This window comes from Pedobacter sp. BAL39 (assembly GCF_000170795.1).
Lineage (GTDB): Bacteria > Bacteroidota > Bacteroidia > Sphingobacteriales > Sphingobacteriaceae > Pedobacter.
The window spans coordinates 1-18,397 of the sequence record NZ_ABCM01000012.1; the positions used below are offsets into that span (position 1 = coordinate 1).

An 18,397-nucleotide genomic window follows, 5' to 3' on the forward strand; every position below is an offset into this window, starting at 1 on the left:
TTTTGACTACAGGCTTTCTTTAAGATTTGGCACCGACCTACTCTCCCACGTGTTACCGCAGTACCATCGGCTCTGGTGGGCTTAACTTCTCTGTTCGGAATGGGAAGAGGTGGACACCACCGATATAGGCACCTAAATATTTTTAATGTTTATACAGCTTCGGAATGGACTTACCTTATGCTGTCAAACAATGACATATTATTGAAAGAAGTTAAGTTAGGAAGAACAAACAACAGTTTACTGCTCTTGAAAGCTTCGGATGATTAGTATTACTCGACTTTGATGTCACCACCTTTACATCTGTAACCTATCAACGTAGTAGTCTGCTACGGTCCTATATGGAATTCTCATCTCGTGGCTAGTTTCGCACTTAGATGCTTTCAGCGCTTATCTATTCCCAGCGTAGCTACTCTGCAATGCCCCTGGCGGAACAACAGATTCACTAGAGGCTAGTCCAACCCGGTCCTCTCGTACTAAGGTCAGCCCCACTCAAAATTCCTACGCCCACAACAGATAGGGACCGAACTGTCTCGCGACGTTCTGAACCCAGCTCGCGTGCCACTTTAATCGGCGAACAGCCGAACCCTTGGGACCTTCTCCAGCCCCAGGATGTGACGAGCCGACATCGAGGTGCCAAACCTCCCCGTCGATATGAGCTCTTGGGGGAGATCAGCCTGTTATCCCCAGCGTACCTTTTATCCTTTGAGCGATGGCCCTTCCATGCAGAACCACCGGATCACTATATCCGTCTTTCGACCCTGCTCGGCTTGTATGCCTCACAGTCAAGCAAGCTTATGCTATTGCACTCCTCATACGGTTACCAAGCGTATTGAGCTTACCTTTGAAAGCCTCCGTTACCTTTTTGGAGGCGACCACCCCAGTCAAACTACCCATCAAACAATGTCCTTCGCTTGGCGAAGTTAGACACCGAATACAGAAAGGGTGGTATTTCAACGTTGACTCCACGACGCCTGGCGACGCCGCTTCATAGTCTCCCACCTATCCTACACATCCTGTATCCAATGTCAATGTTAAATTGTAGTGAAGGTGCATGGGGTCTTTCCGTCCCGTTGCGGGTACCCGGCGTCTTCACCGGGACCACAATTTCACCGAGCTCATGGCTGAGACAGCGCCCAGATCGTTACACCATTCGTGCAGGTCGGAACTTACCCGACAAGGAATTTCGCTACCTTAGGACCGTTATAGTTACGGCCGCCGTTTACTGGGGCTTCGATTCAATGCTTCGCCTTGCGACTAACATCCCCTCTTAACCTTCCAGCACCGGGCAGGTGTCAGGCCTTATACTTCATCTTTCGATTTTGCAAAGCCATGTGTTTTTGTTAAACAGTCGCCTGGGCCTTTTCACTGCGGCTGATATTGCTACCAGCGCCCCTTCTCCCGAAGTTACAGGGCCATTTTGCCGAGTTCCTTAGCCATGATTCACTCGAGCACCTTAGAATTCTCTTCCCGGATACCTGTGTCGGTTTGCGGTACGGGTTTTTATAACCTGAAGCTTAGCGGGTTTTCTTGGAAGTCTGATTACCTACACTATCCACTTACCCGAAGGTTCGCGGTACTATCGACTTTCAGCTAGTCCGGCGGATTTGCCTACCAGACCAATACCTACTGTCTTCAACGATCTATTCCGTCAGATCGCGGTAGTGTCACTACTCCGTCACCACATCGCAGTTATAAAAAGTACGGGAATATTAACCCGTTGTCCATCGAATATCCCTTTCGGGTTCTCCTTAGGCCCCGACTAACCCTGATCCGATTAGCGTTGATCAGGAAACCTTATCCTTTCGGTGGGCGGGTTTCTCGCCCGCCTTATCGTTACTTATGCCTACATTTGCTTTTCCAGAAGCTCCACCACAACTTACGTCATAACTTCGCTGCCGCTGGAATGCTCCCCTACCGTAATATTAATATTACCCATAGCTTCGGTGTATAGTTTAATGCCCGTTTATTATCCATGCCCGATCGCTCGACTAGTGAGCTGTTACGCACTCTTTAAATGAATGGCTGCTTCCAAGCCAACATCCTAGCTGTCTATGCAATCGGACCTCGTTAGTTCAACTTAACTATAACTTGGGGACCTTAGCTGATGGTCTGGGTTCTTTCCCTCTCGGCCCGTGACCTTAGCACCCCGGGCCTCACTGCAGATCATATTATATAGCATTCGGAGTTTGTCTGGATTTGGTAGGATTTGACTCCCCCGCACCCAATCAGTAGCTCTACCTCTATATAACTTTATATCCACGCTGTTCCTAAAAACATTTCGGGGAGTACGAGCTATTTCCCAGTTTGATTAGCCTTTCACCCCTACCCACAGATCATCCGGAAACTTTTCAACGTTTATCGGTTCGGTCCTCCAGTACGTGTTACCGCACCTTCAACCTGTCCATGGGTAGATCACAAGGTTTCGCGTCTACCTCCCCTGACTATACGCCCTATTCAGACTCGCTTTCGCTTCGGATCCGTGTCTTAAACACTTAACCTTGCCAGAGAAGAGTAACTCGTAGGCTCATTATGCAAAAGGCACGCCGTCACGCCACCTGGACGCTCCGACCGCTTGTAAGCACACAGTTTCAGGTTCTATTTCACTCCCCTGTTCGGGGTTCTTTTCACCTTTCCCTCACGGTACTGGTTCACTATCGGTCTCTCAGGAGTATTTAGCCTTACCGGATGGTGCCGGCAGATTCCCACAAGGCGTCTCCGACCTCGCGGTACTCAGGATACTACTAGACTAATGGTACTTACGTGTACGAGGCTCTCACTCTATGTTGCCAGGCTTCCCATCCTGTTCCACTTCATTGCATTATAATCATATCGTAGTCCTACAACCCCACATTTGCCGTAACAAATATGGTTTGGGCTCTTTCCCGTTCGCTCGCCACTACTTAGGAAATCATTATTATTTTCTCTTCCTCTGCTTACTTAGATGTTTCAGTTCGGCAGGTTTGCGTATTATACGACTAGTCTTCAACTAGCCAGGTTTCCCCATTCGGAAATCACCGGATCAATTCATATTTGCTAATCCCCAGTGCTTATCGCAGCTTATCACGTCCTTCATCGCCTCTGAGAGCCAAGGCATCCCCTGTGTGCTCTTATTTACTTTCTTCTCTCCATAGCCTTTTGCGCCTATGGAAATGCTTTTTTTGATGGTTGTTATCTCTTTCAGATTTCTATTTGTAATTGCTTACTCATTTCATTCCTCAAAGCTAACAACGTCTCTATTGTTGTTTGCTCTTCTTTTTTAACTTCTTCCAATATGTCAAAGAACTTTTCTATCCCGGAGTTCATTACTGAACCCTATTTCTGTACCTTCTATCTTAAGTACCGGTGATGGTGGAGAATAACGGAGTCGAACCGTTGACCTCCTGCGTGCAAGGCAGGCGCTCTAGCCAGCTGAGCTAATCCCCCTTAGAATATATCTGTAGTCCCGAGCAGATTTGAACTGCTGACCCCTACATTATCAGTGTAGTGCTCTAACCAAACTGAGCTACGGGACTAGGTGTCTTTACTTCAGTATGAGAACACTAAACGATGTTTCATCCTATGGGTGTTTCTTTTTGAGATCTTTTGTCATTTATATCATTTGCGCAGCGAGTAGTCTGACCTACTCCAGAAAGGAGGTATTCCAGCCGCACCTTCCGGTACGGCTACCTTGTTACGACTTAGCCCCAGTTATCGGTTTTACCCTAGGACGCTCCTTGCGGTTACATACTTTAGGTACCCCCAACTTCCATGGCTTGACGGGCGGTGTGTACAAGGCCCGGGAACGTATTCACCGCGTCATTGCTGATACGCGATTACTAGCGAATCCAACTTCAAGAGGTCGAGTTGCAGACCTCTATCCGAACTGTGAATGGCTTTTTGAGATTTGCTTGCTGTTGCCAGCTTGCTGCCCTCTGTACCATCCATTGTAGCACGTGTGTAGCCCCGGACGTAAGGGCCATGATGACTTGACGTCGTCCCCTCCTTCCTCTCTGTTTGCACAGGCAGTCTGTTTAGAGTCCCCACCTTAACGTGCTGGCAACTAAACATAGGGGTTGCGCTCGTTGCGGGACTTAACCCAACACCTCACGGCACGAGCTGACGACAGCCATGCAGCACCTAGTTTCGTGTGATTGCTCACTCATCTATCTCTAAATGATTCACTAACTTTCAAGCCCGGGTAAGGTTCCTCGCGTATCATCGAATTAAACCACATGCTCCTCCGCTTGTGCGGGCCCCCGTCAATTCCTTTGAGTTTCACCCTTGCGGGCGTACTCCCCAGGTGGAATACTTAACGCTTTCGCTTAGCCGCTAACTGTATATCGCTAACAGCGAGTATTCATCGTTTAGGGCGTGGACTACCAGGGTATCTAATCCTGTTTGATCCCCACGCTTTCGTGCCTCAGCGTCAATCTCATCATAGTAAGCTGCCTTCGCAATCGGTGTTCTGTGACATATCTATGCATTTCACCGCTACTTGTCACATTCCGCCTACCTCTAATGTATTCAAGCTCATCAGTATCAAGGGCACTGCGATGGTTGAGCCACCGTCTTTCACCCCTGACTTAATAAGCCGCCTACGCACCCTTTAAACCCAATAAATCCGGATAACGCTTGGATCCTCCGTATTACCGCGGCTGCTGGCACGGAGTTAGCCGATCCTTATTCCTTCGGTACATTCAGCTCTCTACACGTAAAGAGGTTTATTCCCGAATAAAAGCAGTTTACAACCCAGAGGGCCGTCTTCCTGCACGCGGCATGGCTGGTTCAGAGTTGCCTCCATTGACCAATATTCCTTACTGCTGCCTCCCGTAGGAGTCTGGTCCGTGTCTCAGTACCAGTGTGGGGGGTCATCCTCTCAGATCCCCTAGTCATCGCTGTCTTGGTGGGCCGTTACCCCGCCAACTAACTAATGACACGCATGCCCATCTTAATCCTATAAATATTTGATCATTGTATAATGCTATACTGTGATTTTATGCGGTGTTAATCCGAATTTCTTCGGGCTATCCCCCTGATTAAGGTAGGTTGCATACGCGTTACGCACCCGTGCGCCACTTTCCTTTCCAGCAAGCTGGAAAGTATCGTTCGACTTGCATGTATTAGGCCTGCCGCTAGCGTTCATCCTGAGCCAGGATCAAACTCTCCATTGTAAAATGTGTTGTTTGAACGCTGACCATTCTTAACTTGTTAATAATAGTCTTTATTCTAATTGTTATATTGTCTGTTAGAATCAAACTTAAAAAAATAGCTTCAGTATCATGTACTTTGATTCCGTACTAATCTACCTCGCTACGCTATAAATGACATCTCTTTAATGAACTTCTCGAATCGCCTCACGGGTCTTCTTTATATGTTGCAATCTGCTGCCCCTGTGTTTACCTGGTCTTTCTCGTCCAGTTCTGTTGCGGTTAAGCCTATTGTTTCAATCTTGTTTATTCGCTTGCGAACTCCGTTCGTTTAGCTCCCCGTTGTTTGGGATTGCAAAGGTAGAAATCTTTTTGTTATTGTCAAGCTTTTTTTTGATCTTTTTTATTTTCTCTGTTTTAACCTTCTAAAACTAAAAAACCTGCCTGGCCAATTCCTACTGCAATATTTCTAACTCTTCTTCTCTTATCCTTCTCACCGTTTCACTTCCTCCGAAGCGGGATGCAAAAGTAGGAAAAATATTACTACAGCAAAACATTTCTAGCCCTTTATTTACAGAATACACCTAAGTGTATGATTTACAATAAGAAAAACTTAACACGAAATTAACATCACCATGATCTAAGCTCATCGACAACAAAAACAACAGGGACAAAAAACAAATCATACCTCATCTGGCTTTACAATCCCATTAATTGCATTATAGACTACTAACACAAGAGAAACATGTATAAAGAGGCAAAAAACCACATATAAAGATATATGTGATTAAATAAAAAAGCGGGAACCCTCTCCCGCTTCTAAAGTTTCCTGATCAATTTACGGACATCAGCCTCCATTCGCCCACCTGCATCAATGAGCTATTTACATTCTTCGTTATCGTCCATCGATAGTATCTAAATGATTTATTATTCGAAATCGCAAAAATTCTGGTTTGCTTTCTTGAGCCGAAGGTTTCATTTCTGGTGTCCAGCAGCTCCCAGCTGACTCCATCCTCAGACCCTTCAAGTGTCCATTCCTTAGGATCCCGCTCAGAAGCATCGTTTCCTGAGGTGATGGAATACAACTTCACCACCTGAGGCAGGGTAAGCGTCTGAACTGCCCACAGACCGGTGAAGCTAGACACCAGAAATTTACTGTCGATGCTATTGTCAATCAACTTTAACGAACCCTCACCCGAAGTTGCACCTGAATTGTTGTCCTTGGAGACCAGCAACGAGGCCCCGATCGTCACATCCTGTGCTACGCCAAAATCAGTAACCAGCCTGTTAATTGTTGCACTTGAGCCCTTAGCTGTTGTTGCCTTCAACATTACCTTTCGGATCGAACCCGAGGGAACATTTGTCACAGGCGAAGATTCCGTAGATGTACTGTTATTCTCAAAAGTCCAGAGAAAAGTGCTAAAAGCAGTCTGTGAAGACAGGTTTAGCTTTACATTGCCATTTGATTCCGGTGTTGCAGTAAAATTCAATAGCTTATCTGCATCGATCTTTACCTCCAGCTCCTGTCTTGCGATATAACCCTGATCATTACCTACGGTTAGCAGTACGGTATAGGTACCGGGATTAAGATAGGTATGTTTTGGTGTCATCTCCGTAGAGATGCTATCATCACCAAAGGTCCATCGGATGTTTTTCACATTCTCGGAGGCATTCTTAAAATCAAACGTAAAAGCATCATCGGGAGCCGACTGCTCGATACTGAACCTCGCCAGCGGTTTAGGTTCTTCAGGGACGATCTCGACAGGATCATCTTTTCCACAAGATGCAGCCAGCATCAGCAGGCAGACTAAACTAAGTTGATATATCTTTTTCATAATTATGGAAGTTGAATTAAACGGAATTCCGACAGTTGAAAATCGCTTGAACCATCATTATCAGTAATCTCCAACTGATAATACAAGTAGGTTTCTGTATTGTCGAACTCATATCTCTTGGTCAAGGTCCGGGTTGGGAACTGTTCATCTGTACGTTCATCAAGTGTCACGTAGTTGATGCCATCATTTGAGCCCTTTAACTTCCAGCTCTTTGGATCCCTGTCCTTGGCATCATTTCCGGAGGTCAGCGTATAAGCCTTTACCGTCATCGGACTTGGAAACCTCATGTTCACAGAAAAAGCCTCCCAGCCCGAAAACAGGAATTTAGTATTCACATTATTATCAACCAGCCTTGAAGATCCCTCACCAGCATTTGGACCTCCCGAGTTGTCTTTGGTAACACTCAATGTAGCCATACTCGTAATGTCACGTTCTGCAAGGTTAATGGTATTGACCACCACGATCAAGTTATTGTTTACAGGATCAATCAGGTTTCGAGTTGCATCTGTCAGACGAAGTGATACCGCCAGCGCTTTGCCAAGATTGTCATTAATCGTATTCATAGGAACGGTGATGTTAAATTTCGCCGTTTTCGTATTCCCCGCAAACCTCACTACAGTATCAATAGAATAAGTACCCCTTGTAAGTGGAAAGGTGTTACCCGCCAGTGTCCCATTGCTGACCAGCTCGCTGATCGTGTCAATATTCAGCTTCAGTCTGGAAGAAAAGGCAGGCCCCTCGCCTGTACCGTTTAACTGTAACGTCACGGGAATCACAATACCTCCGGAAGTCACGTTATAGTTTTTGGCACTCGGCACCTGGTAAACCCCGTTTGTCCCACTCTGGAAAGAGATATAATGAATGTCCTCCAGACTAAGAATCTCCCTGGTGTCCAACACGACTACAAAAGTTTCCTTAGTTGCCACAATTGTATTTCCTTTACTTGGTCTGTTCAGCGTCAGTGCAAAAGCTACCTTTTTACCAAAATTGCGCTCCATTGCATTGATGTTTACCGCAGCCTTGAATGCATGTTTCCGCACGCCATAAGCGACCTTCAGCACATTAGGGAATTCATAAGTGCCTGGTGCCAGCATCACCGTATTTTCTAAAGTTCCATTTTCGATCAGCGTACTGATGGTATCCTGATTGGCTGCGATGTCAATCTCAAAAGCATTGTCAGCTGCGTCGGACAGCAACACTTCCAGGTCAAGGTTCACCTGTGTCTGTGTTTTGAAGATCTCCGACGTCAATGGTGCTGCAGAGATCTGAACACTTCTGGACTTCTCCGGTGAAAAATCTTCCAGTCCAATATCTTTACAGGATACCCCCAGCATACAAATCGATGCAAGGAGGCAGAAGAATGATCTATTTCTATTTTTGTTCATGTTCGTTGATATTTAAGGATTATTGATCTAACCAAACTCTGCCATCAAGACCCCATACCTGCCTGGTAGGAATCCGCATCCAGCTCAATATCTGCGTGGCGATATCTGCATTTTTAGGAACCGCAGCGCCCAGCGTCTCCGCATTCAAGCCACAGATCAGGTCATTGAAATTTTCCCATTGGAAAGGTCCGTGGATCTTAAAGCTGTTGCTTGTCGGCCCCAGGTCCCTAAATTCATCCCCCTCACCATCGGTAAGCGGCCAGAATCCAATCAGGTAAGGGTAGTTGGGATGATCTGTGCTCACATCCGTATCGCATGAAAACTGCTTGATGGTCGCGTCAGTAAGCGCCGCTCTCCAGATACGGACATCTGCAAGTACCACATCAGGCTCATTGTGCCCACTGCCCGGCAGCAATCCCAGCGTCAGTGGGAAGTTGTTGTTGATGTTTCCAAAGCTGGTAATCTCCAGCTCCCTGTTGAACACGCCATCAGTAAACACACGCACATATCGTTTAGCTTCCCGATTGACCCCAACTACGGCAACGCTGTTCCAGTTGCCATTACTTAGTGCGCCACCCAAAACCTGTGCACCACTATTTCCTGTACCGCGGATGTTGAACTGCCAGCTGCTGTTCTCAAGAAAAATGGTCCAGCCGTTGCCTGCCCAGTTGCTCGACCACTCCTGGCGTTTACCAAGGATTGAAGGATAGGTGAACCTGTAATTACCTCTCGGCCCGCTATTTTTCTTCACCTTCATCTCTATCGTAAACTGAGTCGTATCGCCAAAATTGAACAATGCGGCCTCATCCACAGTAGCATTGACGAGACTATTGTCTTTGCCATACAAGCGCACTCCTTTGCCACCGAAACGGTTTCCCAGAAATGGCTTGGTAATGAACCTCGTCTTATACTGCGGATTGTAAATGACGGAAAAGGTGTTTACCTCGGTATTGCTGAAAATCGTATTGTCATTTTCCTCTGCCGGCAATGTATACTTACCGCCATTGTTAGAGGCAATAACAACAAGCCAGTTTTCAGAAGCATAGTTCGGCCTGCTCTTCAGCGCAGTCAGCACTTCGCCCAGCTGACTGTCAAATGTGTTAATGGCAGCTTTATATCCAGGCTTGCTGACATCATAACCTTCTGCTGCGCCCGCAGCATCCACATCCTTAAACTGCCCGACAATAAATGAAGCGGTATCAGTCTGCAATGCGGTAACGATTGCACTTTTTACCGCCACATCCGTCCCCAGTGCGGCATGCTCATCAACATCCTCCGACAGCTGCTCATTAAATAATGCTGAAGATGCATAGGAGACAATCTTTGTTCTTGGATTCGCAGCTTTTATACGGCTAAAAATCAACGGATAGGCTTCAAACTTATTCGCAGAGAAGTCGTTACCGATCACACCATGTTTCGATTTCCTCACACCTGTCAGCAAATCAGCCCAGTTTGTGCCTGCCTGAGGATTTTCCTCGTCTGCAAGAGAGGTCCATGAATAAATGGAATGCGGCAGCATCCCCGTAATGACCGGCGTTTTTGCATCTCTTACGGATGTCCCGCGGGCACCGTCTACCACCAGCAGGATGACTTTCGGATCACCGTAGATCACCGATACGCTATCAATGTCCCGCTCCTCAGACAGCTTCGTCTCAAAGTCCTTGTTGCAGCCAAACACCGTTGTCAGCAGGCACACAAGCAGACCTAAATAAATATAATCTTGATTTCTTTTCATTTTCAAATGATTTAGTTTCCTCTATTAGCCTATGCTACTATTCGATGATGATCCTCGTGATGTTATTGACTTCCACATTGTCAAACCGGTTGAATCCACCGATCAGCAACAGCGCCCGCTTGCCATCTGCAGAGGTAGTTTCAATGATGTCATTGAGGTATCCGTTGAAGATGCCCGTTGCGTTGTATCCCGGAGCCAGCTCCCCATTTGGCTTCAGCACCATAAATCCATTGCGTGTGTAGTTGCCATACTTTTTAAAGTCGCCAAACACAACGATCAGACCGTCACTCAGCTGCCGTGCGCCCCTGATAAATCCTCCCGTTACGGCCTGTGGCACAAAGCCATTGTCGATCGTGCCATCTGCATTGAGCAAGGCGATCCCTGGTGAGGTCACTCCATTATACGTTCTGAAACGGCCTGAAATCAGGTATTTGTTGGTACTGGCGTTATAGTTTGCATAGGCGATCTCAAGATTTGTCCCCGAGCCGGTATTGAAGGTGTTGTCCCTGGTGCCATCGGCATTAAGCCTGACCAGGTATCCGGCGGGAGCATCATCAAAAGTGCTGAACGAGCCAAACAGGAGCAACTTGCCTTCATTTGCGACATCGGTATGCATAAAGCTGTTGACATAACCATTGCCACCACTAAGACTTCTGTTAGTCCCGGTGTTAAAGCGATAGCTCTTATCTAGTGTGCCATCAGCATTCAGGCGCATGATCTGACGTACCTCTGTACTGTCGAGGATCACGGTATCTTTCGTTTCATAGAAATTCGGCTGATCGTAACGACGGGAAACATAGTACCTGAAATTACCTGTCGCGATGATCTTACCCTGATGGCTGTAAACCTTGTCGATGAACCCATCTGCCCCGGCATTGAACCTCGGGAAATATTTAATGGTGTCATTTTTACCAACCGGAACAAAGGTGCTTATCCCCATCGTATCTATTGTACCATTGTTATTGATCCTGGTCAGGTTACTGATGTTTTCATTTCGCTGATTATAACCGCCAAAACCTCCGGCGATGATGTATTGGTTACCCACGGCAACCATGCTGGAAAGTGTACCGTTGGCGGCAGTACCGGAACGCAGCGTCCTGTCCATGTCCCCATCGAGCGAGGTGCGTACAATTCTGTTAATGGGCACCACCACCCCTTTGTTGTCGTAGTTGGTAAAACTTCCAAGAAAGAAGTATTTGCCTTCTGAAGTTTTAAAGGCCTGATAAATCTGGTTGTTCGTCCCATTGACTACCCGGAATGTGGGATCAAAGGAAATCAATCCCTGCACTTTAAAAACAGGCCCGAACACGATGTTGTCGCCCACCATGACCGAGGTGACACCCGAACTGGCATTGTCGGGGACCTTTGCGGTAATACCTGTAGCAGTGATCTCCGTTACCTCCGCAGGTTCCCCATTGAAAAGAAAAGTGAGCTTGTCTTTATAAGGCAGTAAGCCAGTACCGGAAATCGTTACCGTAGTACCCGGTGTACCTTCTGCAGGTGTAGGCAGCTCTGTATCATTCAAAATGATCCCCAAGGGCGATTTCCCCTCAGGATAAGGTGGTTCAAAGTTCTCTTCGGTCTTCTTGCAGCCTGCCATTAAGAGCAAGCAGCAGGCAAAAGTCATTATTTTGAGATTAAATTTCATATCGATTGATTTAGCACTGTCTGTTCTGTTGATGAATACATTCCTGATCATAGTCTATCGTTTCGAAAGCAATACATCCTGAAAAAAATCATTGAAACTGAAACCAAATAGTTTCCCGTCATAGGCGAGTGTATGCACATAACCATTGTTCGGATGGATGTCCGATGAGGAAATATTTGTCCTCAGCCAGTTGTCCTTTGGTTTCGAGATGTCTGGGATATAACTCAGCACCAGCCTGCGGTAGCCCAGGTATTTCACCCCGTTTGCAGGTTCATACACCACACCTACATTCAGCACGGTACCGTCGTAAGAGAAATAGTTCTGTCCTGGGAAGGTATTGATCAGATCGAAATCAATCTGGGTATAATCGGCAAGCTGATAAGTTCCTTTAAACAGATAACGTGATAAATATTTCGCCCAGATCTCGGGCTTTACATCAGAAAGCTGAACCACCGTATCCAGATAAAGCCTGTTCAGCTCAGGATTTAACTGCTTGATGGTCTCCCTGATCAGCTTGTCATTCGGTGCAAAGAAAGTGAGCTCTTCATTTCTGAACGTTTCTTCCATACCGGCAAGTTTGATGACCTGCACAATGGTATCAAAATCGTTCGGCTTCGATTCCAGATATTCCAGCATATTGCCCTTGAAGTCACCACTGGCCAATCCCCCATCACGATAATAATCGTCTTTATTGCAGGAAGAGATACCGAGCACAAAGCAGCAGATTAAAAATGACCACCTGATGTATTTTGATGTATTGTTTCTCATGTCTTTTTTACGATTAGTGTCCATTATTTACCTCCGTTTAACCAATAGGTATTCAAGACCATGTAAGGATTATTTCTTGTCGCATCAGCATCGATCGGCCAGGTCCATCCACCGCGGTTAAACTGGTCGAGCGACAGCGAATTTGAGGTCCAGCTTCTCGAAAGGATTCTTCTGGTACGGATCAGGTCAAAGTAATAATGCCCCTCCCCAAAGAGCTCCCTCGCCCGCTCCAGGAAAATGAAATCCTTTAACGGCTGGCCTCCACTACCGTCATAGCTCGGTGCCTTTGCACGTGCCCGCACCAGATTCAGCATAGTGATTGCTTCGTCTTCTTCCCCCAGGTTTGCCAATGCCTCGGCACGCAGCAAGATGGACTCCGCATACCTAAAAACCATAAATGTATTATCGGGATTGTTTTCTTCCCCGCCCTCCACAAAGGTGTTACCGGCGTATTTGAGCACCATAAATTCACCGCTGTTCGCGTACATGCTCTCAAACCAGGCTTCCTTACGTCCGTCAGGTAATAGATTGGGATAAATCTTCTCCATGTACTCTGCCTTGTAAAAGGCGCTGCTTACCTGATGAGAGCTTTGAGGTAGCTTATAAGGATAGCGTAAAAACATATCTGCAAATGGAGCCCAGTTTGATACGGCATCACCATAATTCGTTGTCCGGAAAAGCTCAAACAGACTTTCATCAGAACGGCCTTTGGCTACAGTCGCCCATTCAGCAAGCGGGATGAGCCTGAACGCGCGACTGCGCACCAGTTCTCCACCCAAATCTGCAGTTTCACGCCAATACTTCGAGGCATTTGCCTGGTCAAAGCCTGCATTCCACATGTTCATGTTCATGATCAGCGCAATTGCGCTTCCGCGACTGGCACGTACTCCCTTCAGGGCCGGATCGCTGAAAGTCCATGGCATGTCATTCATGCTTGACTTCAGATCGGCGATACATTTATTAAACACCGACACCATGTTTTCACGACCGATGGCCTGAATGGCAAAAGCATTCGTATAATAAGGTACATCTCCGAAAAGGTGTACCATATTGTAATAAGCAAGACAGCGCGCAAACTTGGCTTCGCCGATGTACTGCTTAATTTCTGCGGCTGTCAAGGCTTCCACTCCTTGCTCAAGGTTATAAATGAGAATGTTTGCCGACTGTATAATCTGGTAGTACCTCGTCCATCGCGTGATTCTCGCAAAATCATAAAATGTCCACCGGGCACTGTTCGTGACGATGTCGATCATTTCATTTCTGCCGAGTACCTCTACAAACTGCCTTCTCGTGCCAAGGTCATTGGTAGGTTCATATTTCACTTCACCGGAGCGGTATTCGCCAACGGCGCCCACCACCTGGGTCTCATTGAGTTTTTCAAAGTGCATCCTGGCCATGTCGTTGATGACGGCCTCAACATCGCCCTTAGTTTTATAAAAATTATTTCCTGTGAGCTTATCCAGAGGTTCTACATCCAGAAACTTCTTACAGCTGAACTCACTGATGCTACTACATATCAATAGGAAGCAGATCATATACTTTTTCATATCGTTCAATTTTATCATGTCAGTACTAGAATTCGACGTTCAAACCAAAATTATAAGTCCGTGGCACCGGGTATCCACCCGAAGCATCCCTGCCTAGCGCAGTAACACTCTCCGGGTTGGGTCCGCTGTACGGGGAGAAAGTAATCAGGTTATTCCCTGATGCATACATCCTCAGGCCCGCCAGACCAATTCTGTTCGCCAGCTGCTTTGCAAAACGATAGGAAAGGGTGACGGTGTTCATCTTATAATAAGATCCTTCTTCTGCCCATAATGTCTGATCGAGACGGAAAGGATCAATCTGGCTATACCTTGTATAAGCGTAGGCATAAGGGTATTTTGCCTGATCTCCCGGCCTTTTCCAGGTATCCAGATCATCCAGAGGTACCACCGCTCTTGGGTCGAAAGGATTGCTCATGATGCGGAAACGATCTGCCAGGGCATTATTGAGTACCGTACGCAGTAAAGTAAATGAGCCGTTGATGTTCAAGCCCCAGTTTCCGTAATTGATGTTCGTGGAAAGACCTCCCACTACCAGAGGCTGAGAATTTCCATTGATCTCATAATCCCTTCCATCCAGGATATAATCACCATTTACATCTTTGAAATAAGGGTCACCGCCTTCAAACACAGCTCCATTCGTAGCGTATTTTAATCCTGTTACAGGATCTACTGGCACATTGTTATCTGTGCTGAATACCCCCTGGTTAATGCGCAGATAGTTAGACAGCGTGTTGGTACCCACCCTGTAAACGATCATCTGTCCATCATTATGGATATACTGACCGTTAAACTCAGCAGGTAACTTCAACAGCACGTCATTGTTTACCGCCCCGTTAAAGGAAATCGACCAGTCTACCTTACTGGCTTTACTCAGCGGACGTAAGGTTACCGATAGCTCAAGACCATAATTCGCAATCCCCGCATCATTACTCAGCACATTGCCGAATCCGGTAAGGTTGCTCAGGTTACGCGTAAACAACAGGTTATCTACCTTCTTATAATAGGCATCCATGTTCATCTCTACCTTGTTGTCGAACAAACCGGCATCGAGGCCAATGTTAAACTGACTTGTTGTCGTCGGCTTAAGCCTTGGGTTTGGTACCGAGCCGTAATCTATACCAATTGTAGGGTTGTTATTATAGGTACCTGTTACATTATACAGACCGTAAATACTCTGTAGGTTTCCTGTGGGAGAAACGTTCTGTCCCCAAGAGAACCTAAGCGCTCCATAACTCAGCCATTTTACGTTCTCCAGCCATGTCTCTTTATTAAAATTCCAGCGCAGCCCAAGTGCCGGATTTTTGGAATATGGGTTTTCCAATCCGCTTGCTGATGAACCATCCAGGCGATAGGACAAGTCCACAACATATTTCTTATTAAAATCATAAGATACTGCAGCAGCAAATGAGGCGAGTCTGGCATCTTTGTAACCAGGAAGTACACCACCACCGCTGGAAGTAAAGGCATCGAAGCCCAGTGGACCATGAAACTGATCATTTGCAGTCCTGTTTTGGGTGATGGAAGTAGACTGTCCGGTCTGGATGGTGATCTCGTTAAAAATATTGATAAAAAGGTTATGTTGCTCCGCAATGGTCTTCGAGTACGAGATGTTGTTCCTGTTGTAAAGCGAAGTGCTTCGTCCGTTGAACGAATAAACTTTTGCAAACTGATTATTGGCAGCTGCAGGAGTAAACGTATCCGTATTGTCTGAGGTGTAATCGTAGCTCAAGCTGCTGGCGGCCCATAGCCCTGTGATGAGCTGATAACGTGCATCAATATTGGCACGGAGGTTCTTTGTACTATTTTCATCGTTCGTCTGTAATGCGGCCAGTGTTCCTCCATTTGCCTGGTAAAAGGAAGGACCAGGAAGTAGTGAGGAAGACTGGCCTCCGGTAGCAACCCCGGTTTGGAGCAAGCCGGAACCATTGCCTTTATTCTGCATCCCCACACCTCCATTGAGTGCCGCAAATATCCGGAACTTCGGTGTCGGCTGATACTCCATGTTCATGTTCAGGTTGTAGCGGTCGTAACCTGTATTCTTGATCACCCCTTTTTCTGTGGAGTAACCCAGGTTTGTTTTGTAGTTGAACTTCGTATCTCCCCCATCCAGTGCCAGATTATGCGTCTGATTGTAGGTGCTCTCATAAAATACCCCTTGCCAGTTTGTGGAATTGTTATTATAGCTGTTCAGACTGTCGGTCAGGAAATAGGTGGTCGCCAAAAGATCAAGAAATGCCTCATCCGTGGCGTTTGCCAGGATATGGTTGATCTTGGACTGACGCTCGGCATTTCCACCAAGGGTTTCCCTGAGCTTCGGTGGTGTATTCACGTAAAAGTTAGTGGTGTAACGGATCCGGGGGATCTTTGAGTTTCCACGTTTTGTAGTGATGATGATGACACCATAGGCACCACGTGATCCATAGAGGGAGGTGGCCTGCGCATCTTTAAGCACCTCCAGACTGGCAATGTCTTCCTGAGGAATCAGCGACAGCGGGCTTACACCAGGCCCCATCGTATTGTAACCGTATTCTGCGGCTTTGTCGGCGTCAATAGGAACGCCATCGATCACGTATAATGGGGATGTCGGCTGTAGGAACGATTCACTTCCCGAACCAGAGATGGCCAGCGTATTCAGACCACGGATAGTAGCTGATCCTCTGAAACCGGGTGCCCCATTGTTGACCTGGATGTTCAAACCTGCCACTTTACCTTGCAGCAACTGTTCCACGTTGGACACAGGAACATCCTGCACCTGATCTCCGGAAATGGTAAAGGACGACCCGGTACTGGTCTCCTTGGACCGTGTCTGGTATCCGCGTACCACCACCTCGTCCAGCTGACTATTACTTTCACTCAGTAACACATCAATGTTCAGCTGGCCTGGTTTCAGCTTGGTGGTATAGGTCTTAAATCCGGTATAACTGAAAGATAGCGTAGCCTCATCCTCCACCAACACTGAAAATTGTCCTTTTCCATTTGTTTGGGTTACGCCCTTCAGCGGTTTTCCTGTACTAACGGAAACCCCGGGAATGGGTAAGTTGGTTGACCGCTCAGTTACAGTACCCTTCACGATAGACTTTTTCGTTTGTGCCTGCAGGCTACCATGGAGCATGCCACAAACCAATAATGATAAAAAGAGTATTTTTTGTCTCATAATATGATATCCAAGCATGATTATTCGTCTTCAAATTTTGGGTTCTCCCGGCGGAAGTGAAAGACAATCTCCCAGTCGCCTTCCTTATAGATATTGTAGTTCATTCCAATATTGGCTGTCGTACGCTGACCACCAAATCCCCTCCGCGAATAGGAAAAGGTACTTGATGCCTGGGAGCCGTTCGGCGCGTAGGTTGTTGCCAGCTGCACCAGAGGAATCGGATAAGCCACCTCAAACTGTACATATCCGGGAGTAATCTGACGGTCAAATCCATGCACCAGATAATCCCATTTGGTTTCATTGAACAACAGTGGGTTAATGGCCGTAGAATCTTTATCCAGAAATACAAACCGCAGGGAATGTCCCGAACCTCCCATAAAAGGCCTGATGTAAACCACAATATCTTTCCTGGTATCATCATTCCGGAGCGCAGTATTGCTCACCGCACCAATGATGTTGCTGAAATTAGGGGTCAGGTAATCTCTTTTAGTGGGATTATTGGGATCTCTCGGATCCCGCGCCACGGCACCAGTATAGGGGTTGATGTCATTCGAAGGTTCATAAAGACGTTCTCTCCAGGGTTTGATCTGGAAATCCCGCAGGATGGTCTCGCCACCTGAATTTTTTACCTTCAGATCAAAAAAACGGATGTCCTGCACACGGTTGGAGCTGTCGGCAGGCCTTGGTGTGATCAGCGCATTTGTCGACGATGCCCAAAGGATAAACTGCCCTGACGACCTCACCTCAAACATCGGATGGTCTTCAAGCTTTCTCTTCGCATTGACTTCTGCCAGCGACTTTTCATAACCGTCGTATGCACTGGTCCACACCCAGGTTTTCTGCACCTGGAAGAGGTCTGTCACCGGAAGGCCGTTGCCGAACCGGGCATTCACAATTTCAAACTGCATGGGAAAGGTGGAGTTGTCAGCACTAAAATCACCCATCAGCGCCGTCCGGCCCAATACTGGTTCGAACACCTTGTTGGCGTAATTGATGTTGTTGCTCAGGTAGTCTTTCTCATCCGGAAGATTGAGAATTTTCTTACACCCTGTCCCAAGAAAAAGGAAAGGCAGCAGCAATAGATTGTATTTAATTAGTTTTATCATTTTCAAGGTCATTGGAGTAAAAAGTATCAAACTGAATCAGGTAATCATCAGACTGCAGCAACTGCATGCAGCCTGATGAAGGGAGAACGAAAC

General features: G+C 46.7%; 8 protein-coding genes, 2 tRNA genes and 3 rRNA genes. All 13 read right to left on the reverse strand.

Annotated features, from left to right (window positions below):
• Nucleotides 1-24 precede the first annotated feature (24 nt).
• The 13 genes from rrf to PBAL39_RS15520 all read right to left on the reverse strand — a co-directional run bounded on the left by rrf (nucleotide 25) and on the right by PBAL39_RS15520 (nucleotide 18,304).
• Nucleotides 25-136: ribosomal RNA gene (rrf, locus tag PBAL39_RS15460) — 5S ribosomal RNA — on the reverse strand.
• Between the two features lie 108 nt (nucleotides 137-244).
• Nucleotides 245-3,121 (reverse strand): 23S ribosomal RNA (locus tag PBAL39_RS15465).
• Between the two features lie 225 nt (nucleotides 3,122-3,346).
• Nucleotides 3,347-3,423: transfer RNA gene (locus PBAL39_RS15470), tRNA-Ala, on the reverse strand.
• A 14-nt stretch (nucleotides 3,424-3,437) separates the two neighbouring features.
• Nucleotides 3,438-3,512, reverse strand: a tRNA-Ile gene (locus PBAL39_RS15475).
• A 116-nt stretch (nucleotides 3,513-3,628) separates the two neighbouring features.
• Nucleotides 3,629-5,150, reverse strand: a 16S ribosomal RNA gene (locus tag PBAL39_RS15480).
• Together the 16S, 23S and 5S rRNA genes with 2 tRNA genes alongside form the textbook arrangement of a ribosomal RNA operon.
• Nucleotides 5,151-5,959: 809 nt before the next feature.
• Entirely contained in the window at nucleotides 5,960-6,961 is a 1,002-nt protein-coding gene (locus tag PBAL39_RS24745; protein WP_008243174.1) for a PKD domain-containing protein, read from the reverse strand.
• 2 nt (nucleotides 6,962-6,963) lie between these two features.
• Complete coding sequence (locus PBAL39_RS24750) at nucleotides 6,964-8,346, reverse strand: discoidin domain-containing protein (RefSeq protein WP_157274052.1); 1,383 nt, start codon at nucleotides 8,344-8,346, stop codon at nucleotides 6,964-6,966.
• 19 nt (nucleotides 8,347-8,365) lie between these two features.
• The gene (locus tag PBAL39_RS15495; RefSeq protein ID WP_008243176.1) at nucleotides 8,366-10,081 is read right to left on the reverse strand and encodes a LamG-like jellyroll fold domain-containing protein; all 1,716 of its coding nucleotides are present in this window, start codon (nucleotides 10,079-10,081) and stop codon (nucleotides 8,366-8,368) included.
• 37 nt (nucleotides 10,082-10,118) lie between these two features.
• Nucleotides 10,119-11,729: a DUF5008 domain-containing protein gene (locus PBAL39_RS15500; RefSeq protein ID WP_198139835.1), complete on the reverse strand. Its 1,611-nt coding sequence runs from the start codon at nucleotides 11,727-11,729 to the stop codon at nucleotides 10,119-10,121.
• Between the two features lie 54 nt (nucleotides 11,730-11,783).
• Entirely contained in the window at nucleotides 11,784-12,521 is a 738-nt protein-coding gene (locus tag PBAL39_RS15505) for a hypothetical protein (protein ID WP_008243184.1), read from the reverse strand.
• Nucleotides 12,521-14,044, reverse strand: coding sequence for a RagB/SusD family nutrient uptake outer membrane protein (locus PBAL39_RS15510; protein ID WP_232282964.1), 1,524 nt, complete (start codon nucleotides 14,042-14,044; stop codon nucleotides 12,521-12,523). The genes PBAL39_RS15505 and PBAL39_RS15510 overlap by 1 nt, the downstream gene beginning before the upstream one ends.
• Nucleotides 14,045-14,069: 25 nt before the next feature.
• Nucleotides 14,070-17,198 (reverse strand): SusC/RagA family TonB-linked outer membrane protein, encoded by a 3,129-nt coding sequence (locus PBAL39_RS15515; protein WP_232282965.1) that lies wholly within the window; start codon nucleotides 17,196-17,198, stop codon nucleotides 14,070-14,072.
• A gap of 20 nt (nucleotides 17,199-17,218) precedes the next feature.
• Complete coding sequence (locus PBAL39_RS15520; RefSeq protein WP_008243188.1) at nucleotides 17,219-18,304, reverse strand: DUF5007 domain-containing protein; 1,086 nt, start codon at nucleotides 18,302-18,304, stop codon at nucleotides 17,219-17,221.
• Between the last annotated feature and the right edge of the window lie 93 nt (nucleotides 18,305-18,397).